The following is a 9,937-nucleotide window of genomic DNA, read 5'->3' as shown; positions in this document are numbered from 1 at the left end:
CACCCTGTTGGCGTCAACCTCATGCGCCTAATGGCCACAAAAAATATCTATTTCGTCCCATTCGGTCAAGATGCGCCAGAGAAAAAACCGAACTCAATGGTAGCTCGTATGGAGTTACTGGAAGATACAGTATTAGAAGCGCTGCAAGGAAAGCAATTGCAACCGGTGGTCGTAGAAAAATTCAGATATATGAATTAAAAAACGAAAAAAAACGGACAATTTTTGATGAAACCATCATTCTTACTGTAGAATATGATAAAATTAACGTTATTAAGATTAGAAGGGGTATTGTATACTCCTTCTGATTCTAAGTTATAGAAGGATTGGTATCTAGAAAGGGGCATAGTGATGGAAAAGCAAAAAACTTTTCATGTCGCTGTAGTTGGAGCAACCGGCGCAGTTGGTGAACAAATGTTAAATACTTTAGAGAAACGAGAATTTCCAATCGGGAAATTAACGTTACTTTCATCTAAACGATCTGCAGGTAAGAAACTTGTATTTAAAGGCGAAGAATTTACAGTTCAAGAGGCAACTCCTGAAAGCTTTGAAGGAGTAGATATCGCACTATTTAGTGCTGGTGGATCTGTATCGAAACAATTAGCGCCAGAAGCAGCAAAACGCGGTGCGATTGTTGTTGATAATACAAGTGCATTCCGTATGACAGAAAACGTGCCACTTGTTGTACCTGAAGTAAATGAAAACGACTTAAAAGAACATAATGGTATTATTGCAAATCCAAACTGTTCTACAATTCAAATGGTAGTAGCTCTTGAGCCAGTTCGTCAGCAATATGGTTTAAAACGAGTAATCGTTTCCACATATCAAGCTGTATCAGGTGCTGGTGCGGCAGCTATTGAAGAACTTCATGAACAATCACAAGCAATCTTAAATGGCGAAGAAGTTAAGGCAAATGTTCTTCCTGTATCAGGTGATAAGAAGCATTTCCCAATTGCTTTTAATGCGATTCCACAGATTGATAAGTTCCAAGATAATGGATTTACATTTGAAGAAATGAAAATGATTAACGAAACAAAAAAAATTATGCATATGCCTGAATTAGAAGTAGCGGCAACATGTGTACGTTTACCAGTTGTATCAGGACACTCTGAGTCTGTTTACATCGAAGTAGAAAAAGAAGGCGTAACAGTAGCAGAATTAAAGAGCTTACTTGCAAATGCGGAAGGTATTGTTCTGCAAGATAATCCAGAAGAGCAGTTATATCCAATGCCAGCTACTGCAGTAGGTAAAAACGAAGTATTCGTTGGAAGAATCCGTAAAGATTTAAATAACGATAAAGGATTCCATCTTTGGGTCGTATCTGATAACTTATTAAAAGGCGCTGCATGGAATTCTGTTCAAATTGCAGAGCGCTTAGTAAAATTACAATTAGTGTAAACGGCTAAGAGAAGGTGCAAAATATGAAAATAATTGTTCAAAAATTTGGTGGCACATCAGTACGTGATGACAATGGACGTAAGCATGCGCTTCATCATATAAAGAAATCATTAGCTGCTGGTTATAAAGTAGTTACTGTCGTATCTGCTATGGGTCGTAAAGGTGAACCATATGCAACGGATACGTTATTAAGTCTTGTAAATCAAGAGGAATCTACTATTTCTAAACGTGAGCAAGATTTATTATTATCGTGCGGAGAGTTAATCTCTGCAATTGTTTTCTCTAATATGTTGAATGAGAACGGTATAAAAGCAGCAGCATTAAATGGTGCACAAGCTGGTTTTGTAACGAATGATGACTTTACGAATGCAAAGATTATTGAAATGAATTGCGATCGTATACATGAAGAGTTAGAAAATGTAGATGTAATCGTCGTTACAGGATTCCAAGGGCAAACGAAAAAAGGTGATACGACAACACTTGGACGCGGAGGTAGTGATACTTCAGCTTCAGCATTAGGTGTTGCACTTCATGCTGAATACATCGATATATTCACTGATGTAGAAGGTGTTATGACTGCGGATCCTCGTATTGTAAAAGATGCACGTCATCTTCAAACTGTAACGTATAACGAAATTTGTAACATGGCTTATCAAGGTGCGAAAGTCGTTCATCCACGTGCAGTTGAAATTGCGATGCATGCAAAAGTGCCACTTCGTGTACGTTCTACGTATTCTGATAGTGAAGGTACGCTTATTTCAGCATATGACGGTGCTACAAGAGGTCGTGATGTAGAAGAACGTCCTGTTACAGGTATCGCCCACGTATCAAACGTAACGCAAATTAAAGTGCTTGCAAAAGAAACGGCATATGATTTGCAACAACATGTGTTTAAAGAGATGGCGAACGAAGGAATAAGTGTCGATTTAATTAATATTTCACCTACTGGTGTAGCATATACGGTGAGTGATAATGTATCAAGTCATGCAGTTAAATTATTAAAGAACCTTGGATATGAGCCAATTGTGACAGAGCATTGTGCGAAAGTATCTATCGTTGGAGCTGGAATGGCAGGATACCCAGGGGTTACTGCGAAAATCGTTACAGCTTTAGCGGAAAAAGGTATTCAAATCCTGCAATCGGCAGATAGTCATACAACAATTTGGGTTCTTGTAAAAGAAACTGATTTAGTGGAGGCTGTAAATGCATTACATAGTGCGTTTGAGCTTTCAAAAGAAAAGCAACTGGAACAATAAGGAGTGAGACCATGATAGATTTTGGGACAATTGCAACCGCGATGGTAACACCGTTTGATATAAACGGGAATATCGATTTTGCAAAGACAACGAAATTGGTAAATTATTTAATTGATAACGGTACAACAGCAATCGTGGTAGGAGGAACGACAGGAGAATCTCCTACATTAACTTCAGAAGAGAAGGTAGCGTTATATCGCCATGTCGTATCTGTTGTCGATAAAAGAGTGCCCGTAATCGCTGGAACAGGTAGCAATAATACGCATGCTTCTATTGACTTAACTAAAAAGGCAACAGAAGTTGGTGTGGATGCAGTAATGCTAGTAGCACCGTATTATAATAAGCCGAGTCAAGAAGGAATGTATCAGCATTTTAAAGCAATTGCTGAAAGTACGCCGCTTCCGGTTATGCTATATAACGTTCCAGGACGATCTATTGTACAAATCTCCGTTGATACAGTTGTTCGTTTATCAGAAATAGAAAACATTGTTGCTATTAAAGATGCCGGCGGCGATGTGTTGACAATGACAGAAATCATTGAAAAAACAGCGGACGACTTTGCGGTATACAGCGGTGATGACGGTTTAACGTTACCGGCTATGGCAGTTGGGGCTAAAGGTATCGTTTCGGTAGCATCTCATGTTATCGGAAATGAAATGCAAGAAATGATTACAGCATTTCAAGCAGGAGAGTTTAAAAAGGCACAAAAATTACATCAATTACTTGTAAGAGTAACTGATTCGTTATTTATGGCGCCAAGTCCAACTCCAGTAAAAACAGCGTTACAAATGGTTGGATTAGATGTAGGTTCTGTACGTTTACCACTTCTTCCATTAACAGAAGAAGAAAGAGTAACGTTACAATCTGTAATGCAATCTATTCCTCGTTAATAAAAATGACCTAGTGTGAAACTAGGTCATTTTTTTATTGATATGAAAATGTTTGAATCTGTTTTAAAGTGAATCTTTTGTAAAATGATTTTAGGATCGCCTTTCTCGTCTGTATATGACCCTATAATATAGAAAACATTTTATGTTGAAAACGAGTATATTACGCTACGCGTTCTCTACTTGTTAAAGTATGATATTGTTCTTTCATTAATTTGGTTCCAACATCTTTTTCTCGATAATGGCTGTCAAATCCTGCTAAAAATTTAACCTTATTAAATTTCTATTAGATTTTGTAATTCATAGCCTTTTGTCATGTAATGCAATGTTTATAAGAAAAGGATCTTACATCTTTAATTTTGTTGAAAAGTAGTTGCTAGTACAGAAAATACTTTCGATTATGTTTTTATAGGAATTGCCTCAAATATGACGTAATCTATAAAAAAGCTTCATTTTATAAGTGTTTTTGTGCAATTCAAGAAAAAAATCTAGGAAATCCATCAAATGAAAGTAATTTAAAGTGTTTAAGTTATTTTTTCAAATAACATGGAGTATAAAAGCAGCGGAAATAAGCCATATACTTTTAGTGCTGTTCCTTTCTTTTACTTTTTCTTTCGCACGATTTAACTTGTGTTCTATTTCTTGTATCAGGTATAATATGGCTAAGTAGCTTAGTACGGGTATGCTTAGCAAAATTGGGAAAAATTATAATTTAATTAAATTTTCATATCATATCGAATAAGATATTTGATTTATATAATGAAAGAGAGGTGAAACCTGGTTTAAAAAATAAACAAGGACATGATATCGCATAACGGTAAGGACATTCGTCTTGGACGGTGAAAATATGGTGGTTGTAGAGTTTCCCCTGGTGTCTCTGCAATGTTAGTGAAATCAGTGTTTGCAAGATTTTTAAACCAGGCAACAACATGAAGAGAAAAGAGAATGAGTCTGTTAAAGTATTTGCTCTTGGTGGAGTAGGTGAAATCGGGAAAAACATGTACTGTGTTGAAATTGATTCTGAAATCTTTATCGTAGATGCGGGGTTAATGTTCCCGGGAGATGAAATGTTTGGAATTGATATCGTTATTCCTGATATTACATATTTAGTGGAAAATCAAGAGCGAGTAAAAGGTTTATTTATTACTCACGGTCATGAAGATCATATTGGTGGAATTGTGTATGTGCTTCGTAAATTATCTATTCCAGTCTATGCAACGAAATTAACAGTAGGACTTATACAAGAAAAACTTGGTGAAGCGGGCATGTTAGGCCGTGTAGACCTAAAAACAATCGATTCAAATTCAACAGTAGAGTTTAACACTACAACAGTGTCATTCTTCGGAACGACACATAGTATTCCGGATTCTGTTGGCGTTTGTTTCCATACATCAAAAGGTGCAATCGTATATACGGGAGACTTTAAATTCGATCAAACTCCAATTGGAAATAGTGGAGCAGATCTTGGGAAAATGGCGCAAATCGGAAATGAAGGTGTACTTTGCCTATTATCTGATAGTACAAATGCAGAGCGTCCAGGGTATACAGGTTCAGAAAAAGAAGTTGGTGTAGAAATTTCTAAAGTGTTCTACGGTGCAGAAGGTCGTATTATCGTTGCTTCATTTGCATCGAATGTACATCGTATTCAACAAGTATTTGATGCAGCTGCCGAAACAGGGCGAAAAGTAGCGGTAGTAGGACGTAGTATGGTGAAAGTAGTAGACATTGCAAGACGTCTTGGTTATTTAGATGTTCCAGAAGGTATGGTTATTTCATTACAAGAAGTAGACAACTTCCCAGAGAAAAAGGTAGCTATTTTAACGACAGGTAGTCAAGGTGAACCGATGGCTGCTCTATCTAGAATGGCAAAACAAGCACATAAACAAATTTCAATTCGTAAAGGTGATACTGTTATCATTGCTGCTTCGCCAATTCCGGGTAATGAAATATCTGTATCAAAAATTATTGATTTGTTATTTAGAGCTGGAGCTGAAGTTGTTTATTACGGCGAAAGAAAAGTTCACGTTTCAGGTCACGGTAGCCAAGAAGAATTAAAATTAATGTTAAATTTAATGAAACCGAAGTACTTTGTACCCGTACATGGTGAGTTTCGTATGCAAAAAGCACATGCGTATTTAGCTGAAGATGTAGGTATTACAAGAGAAAATATCTTTATCGTAGAAAAAGGTGATGTAATTGCTTTTGGTGACGATGAAGCGAACTTAGTCGGTAAAGTACAAGCTGGTAATGTTTTAATTGATGGATTAGGTGTAGGTGACGTTGGTAATATCGTTCTTCGAGATAGAAAGATGTTATCTCAAGATGGAATATTAGTAGTTGTTGTAACACTTGGTAAAGATGAAAAGAAAATTATCTCTGGTCCAGAAATCATTTCACGTGGTTTCGTATATGTTCGTGAATCAGAAGCGTTAATTGAACGATCTACAGAGATTGTACGTATGATTGTTGAGCAGTCAATTAAAGAATATTCGATTGAATGGTCAATGTTAAAACAAAATATTCGTGAATTATTAGGACAGTTCTTGTACGAAGAGACAAAGAGAAAACCTATGATTTTACCGATTATTATGGAAGTATAAAAAAGATCACCCTTATGGGTGATCTTTTTTTCTTTTTAACCCTATCGAATGAAATTTATAACTTAAGAAATAATAGTTATATACGAGTGAAAGGGGATGCGAAATGACAGAACGTGATCGATATACAAATGAAGAAAAAGAAGCTGAGCCAAAAGAAGCTGGAAAAGAGGCTTCAATAGTAGAAAAAATTCAACAGCTTGGACAGACAAATGTACCACAGATGAATGAATCACGTATTCATTGTTTAACGATTATCGGACAAGTGGAAGGTCATGTTCAATTACCGCCGCAAAATAAAACAACAAAATACGAGCATATCATTCCGCAAATTGTTGCGATTGAACAAAATCCAAAAATTGAAGGTTTGCTGTTAATATTAAATACGGTTGGAGGTGACGTTGAAGCTGGACTAGCAATTTCTGAAATGGTAGCTTCACTTTCAAAGCCAACAGTATCTTTAGTTTTAGGTGGGGGACATTCCATTGGTGTACCGATTGCTGTTTCTACTGACTATTCGTTTATTGCGGAAACTGCGACGATGACAATTCATCCGATTCGTTTAACAGGTCTTGTCATAGGTGTGCCACAAACATTTGAGTATTTGGATAAGATGCAAGAAAGAGTCATTCGTTTTGTGACGAAGCACTCGAAAGTAACAGAAGATCGTTTTAAAGAGCTTATGTTTGCGAAAGGAAATTTAACGCGAGATATTGGGACGAATGTAATTGGTGGGGATGCAGTAAAGTACGGTCTTATAGATGATGTTGGTGGTATTGGAAATGCAATTCGAAAATTAAACGAATTAATCGATGTTCGCGCGGAAGGTAGTGCAGAAGGGACAATGTTACAATGATTTTATATACAATTATGCCAGAGCAACTTGTGTATCCGGCCGATTATTCACAATGTGAAAGTCAAAAAGTTGTAAATATAAATGGTGTGGAATTAATGGTTTCTGAAGAGGAACATGGGTGTTATTCTATTGTACGTGTGCTAAGTACGGACCCACTTCACTATTTAGAGTTTGAGCCAGGTCAGAAAATAACCTTTTAGCAAAAAGAAGGATTTTGTTTAGAAGCTATGGTATAATATAAAAAACAAGACGGTTGAGCAGCCATGAGTAGGCTGCTTTCTTCTGTTTATTTAGCATTTTACAAGAAGTGTAAAAATAGAAGATATAAAGACCTGAAAAATAGAGAAAACAGACATATAAATAGAGCGTTTTTAGGAGAGCTTTACTTATATGTAGAACACGAGGTGAAGAAATGGCAAAACAAAAGCAAAGAGGGACGAAGGCAAAGGCAAGACGTACGATAAAGCCAACTTTGTATTATGAAATCGTCGGTTTAACTCTTTTTGCACTTTCGATCATTACGATTTTACAGCTAGGCGTTGTAGGGAAATCGTTTGTGTTATTTTTTCGCTTCTTCTTTGGTGAGTGGTACATAATTGGTGTGTTAGGTGTAATAGCTTTATCGGTTTCCTTTGTTATAAAACGCGGATGGCCGAACCTTTTAAATAAACGGTTAATTGGATTTTATTTAATTGTATTGGCAATATTAATGTTTAGTCATATTACATTATTTAACCTTCTTACAAAAGATGGAGCAGTGCAAAATACTTCTGTTATTGTGAGTACGAAAGATAACTTCTTTCTTGAAATGAAAAAAGGGCCAGATAGCGTTCATTTAGGTGGTGGTATGTTTGGTGCGCTTATGTTCGCGACATGTTACTTCCTATTCGACGAAGTAGGAGCCTATATCATTGGAATTATTTTAGTTATTCTCGGGGTACTCTGTATAACAAATAAACATATTGGAGAAGTGTTAGCTCCAGTTGGTAGAATTCTTAGAAGTCAATTTCAAGTGATACAAGGGGATTATAAAGATTGGAGATCCAAAAGAACGGCTGAACAAACAGAAAAGAAAAAAACAACAAGAAGTACAAGAAGCAAACGTGCTGCAGAACAAGAAGAAGTTATTGAGCCGATGGAAGAAATCCAAATTGATCCGCCAATTATTTCAAATTTCACTGAGAATTATCCTGTAAATGAAGAAGAGGGTAAACGAATTGAAGTAGAGCAAGAAGATTTGATCACTTCACCGTTTATTGAAGAGACTCCACCAATTGATGAATCAAAGAAAAAGCGTGGAGAAAAAATTGTTGAATCGTTAGAGAGTGAAGCGCAAGCACCTCCTATGCAATTTTCAAATGTAGAAAATAAAGATTACAAGCTTCCTTCACTTGATATATTAAAATTTCCAAAGAATAAGCAAGTTACAAATGAAAACGCGGAAATTTATGAGAATGCTCGTAAATTAGAACGTACATTCCAAAGTTTCGGAGTGAAAGCGAAAGTAACCAAAGTGCATAGAGGTCCTGCAGTTACAAAATATGAAGTGTATCCTGATATGGGGGTAAAGGTAAGCAAAATTGTCAGTTTAAGTGATGATTTAGCCCTTGCTTTAGCTGCAAAGGACATTCGTATTGAGGCGCCAATTCCCGGGAAATCAGCTGTAGGGATCGAAGTTCCGAACTCAGAAGTTTCGATGGTAACGCTGAGGGAAGTTCTTGATTCTAAGGCTAATAATCATCCGGAAGAGAAGTTGTTAATTGGTCTTGGCCGAGATATTACAGGTGAAGCTGTATTAGCCCGTTTAAATAAAATGCCCCATTTACTCGTAGCTGGTGCGACAGGTAGCGGGAAAAGTGTATGTATTAATGGTATTATTGTTAGTATTTTAATGCGTGCAAAACCGCATGAAGTAAAATTAATGATGATTGACCCGAAAATGGTAGAGTTAAATGTATATAACGGTGTGCCTCATTTGTTAACGCCAGTTGTAACTGATCCGAAAAAAGCATCGCAAGCATTGAAAAAAGTTGTGAGTGAGATGGAACGTCGTTATGAATTATTTGCTCATAGTGGTACACGTAACATTGAAGGATACAATGATTATATAAAAGAACATAATAGTCAATCAGAAGCGAAACAACCCGAATTACCGTATATTGTAGTAATTGTGGACGAGTTAGCAGATTTAATGATGGTTGCTTCGTCTGATGTAGAGGATGCGATTATGCGTCTAGCGCAAATGGCTCGTGCTGCTGGTATTCATTTAATTATTGCAACGCAACGTCCGTCAGTTGACGTTATTACGGGTGTTATTAAAGCAAATATTCCATCACGTATTGCATTCGCTGTATCTTCTCAAACAGATTCTCGTACAATTCTTGACGGTGGTGGTGCAGAAAAGCTACTAGGTCGTGGCGACATGCTGTTTATACCAATTGGTGCATCGAAACCTGTACGTGTACAAGGTGCATTTTTATCAGATGATGAAGTTGAGAGAGTTGTAGAATATGTTATTGGACAGCAAAAAGCACAATATCAAGAAGATATGATTCCGCAAGATGTTCCTGATACGAAGCAGGAAGTAGAAGATGAATTATATGATGAAGCGGTTCAACTTGTAGTGGAAATGCAAACAGCATCTGTTTCTATGCTACAACGTAGGTTTAGAGTAGGTTATACGCGAGCTGCTCGTCTAATTGATGCAATGGAAATGAATGGTGTAGTAGGTCCATATGAAGGTAGTAAACCGAGAGAAGTACTCATTAATGATGTACAAGAAAAAAGTTCTTAAAAAAAGCCTAATTGTTTTTACAATTAGGCTTTTTTATATAGTGTTTTTGTTATATACTATACTCAGCAATAAAGAAAGGGCTTACATTTATAAGGTCCCTATAGAATACGAATACTTTGAGTGTGTTTTATGTAAATGTTCGATATTTAATA

Annotated in this window: 7 protein-coding genes and 1 pseudogene; all 8 read left to right on the top strand. The window is 36.5% G+C overall.

The genetic code is table 11. The features are described 5' to 3' along the window. A pseudogene (gene spoVFB / locus DN400_RS07385) lies at positions 1 to 198 on the top strand (dipicolinate synthase subunit B); the annotation flags it as partial. 150 nt (positions 199 to 348) lie between these two features. Further along, a complete protein-coding gene (gene asd / locus DN400_RS07380) occupies positions 349 to 1,395 on the top strand; it encodes an aspartate-semialdehyde dehydrogenase (protein WP_000414846.1) in 1,047 nt (348 codons plus the stop codon). Positions 1,396 to 1,418: 23 nt separating this feature from the next. Beyond that, positions 1,419 to 2,651: an aspartate kinase gene (gene dapG / locus DN400_RS07375; RefSeq protein WP_000692450.1), complete on the top strand. Its 1,233-nt coding sequence runs from the start codon at positions 1,419 to 1,421 to the stop codon at positions 2,649 to 2,651. 11 nt (positions 2,652 to 2,662) lie between these two features. After that, positions 2,663 to 3,541: a 4-hydroxy-tetrahydrodipicolinate synthase gene (dapA, locus tag DN400_RS07370; protein ID WP_000564763.1), complete on the top strand. Its 879-nt coding sequence runs from the start codon at positions 2,663 to 2,665 to the stop codon at positions 3,539 to 3,541. Positions 3,542 to 4,467: 926 nt separating this feature from the next. Then, complete coding sequence (locus DN400_RS07365) at positions 4,468 to 6,138, top strand: ribonuclease J (RefSeq protein ID WP_000823089.1); 1,671 nt, start codon at positions 4,468 to 4,470, stop codon at positions 6,136 to 6,138. 103 nt (positions 6,139 to 6,241) lie between these two features. Further along, positions 6,242 to 6,991, top strand: coding sequence for a translocation-enhancing protein TepA (tepA, locus tag DN400_RS07360; RefSeq protein ID WP_000139807.1), 750 nt, complete (start codon positions 6,242 to 6,244; stop codon positions 6,989 to 6,991). Next, on the top strand, positions 6,988 to 7,191 hold the full coding sequence (locus tag DN400_RS07355; protein WP_000605020.1) for a YlzJ-like family protein: 204 nt from the start codon (positions 6,988 to 6,990) through the stop codon (positions 7,189 to 7,191). The genes tepA and DN400_RS07355 overlap by 4 nt, the downstream gene beginning before the upstream one ends. A gap of 212 nt (positions 7,192 to 7,403) precedes the next feature. Then, positions 7,404 to 9,785: a DNA translocase FtsK gene (locus DN400_RS07350; protein ID WP_071713499.1), complete on the top strand. Its 2,382-nt coding sequence runs from the start codon at positions 7,404 to 7,406 to the stop codon at positions 9,783 to 9,785. Positions 9,786 to 9,937: the final 152 nt, after the last annotated feature.

This window comes from Bacillus sp. AR8-1 (genome assembly GCF_008042345.1).
GTDB classification, from domain to species: domain Bacteria; phylum Bacillota; class Bacilli; order Bacillales; family Bacillaceae_G; genus Bacillus_A; species Bacillus_A cereus.
Note: the sequence above shows the minus strand (reverse complement) of the source record. Positions and strands in the feature narration are given on the sequence as shown.

What these genes read in the sequence shown, in the direction of transcription:
- asd (WP_000414846.1), top strand. Translation starts at nt 349, where the DNA reads ATGGAAAAGCAAAAAACTTTTCATGTCGCTGTAGTTGGAGCAACCGGC.
- dapG (WP_000692450.1), top strand. Translation starts at nt 1,419, where the DNA reads ATGAAAATAATTGTTCAAAAATTTGGTGGCACATCAGTACGTGATGAC.
- dapA (WP_000564763.1), top strand. Translation starts at nt 2,663, where the DNA reads ATGATAGATTTTGGGACAATTGCAACCGCGATGGTAACACCGTTTGAT.
- DN400_RS07365 (WP_000823089.1), top strand. Translation starts at nt 4,468, where the DNA reads ATGAAGAGAAAAGAGAATGAGTCTGTTAAAGTATTTGCTCTTGGTGGA.
- tepA (WP_000139807.1), top strand. Translation starts at nt 6,242, where the DNA reads ATGACAGAACGTGATCGATATACAAATGAAGAAAAAGAAGCTGAGCCA.
- DN400_RS07355 (WP_000605020.1), top strand. Translation starts at nt 6,988, where the DNA reads ATGATTTTATATACAATTATGCCAGAGCAACTTGTGTATCCGGCCGAT.
- DN400_RS07350 (WP_071713499.1), top strand. Translation starts at nt 7,404, where the DNA reads ATGGCAAAACAAAAGCAAAGAGGGACGAAGGCAAAGGCAAGACGTACG.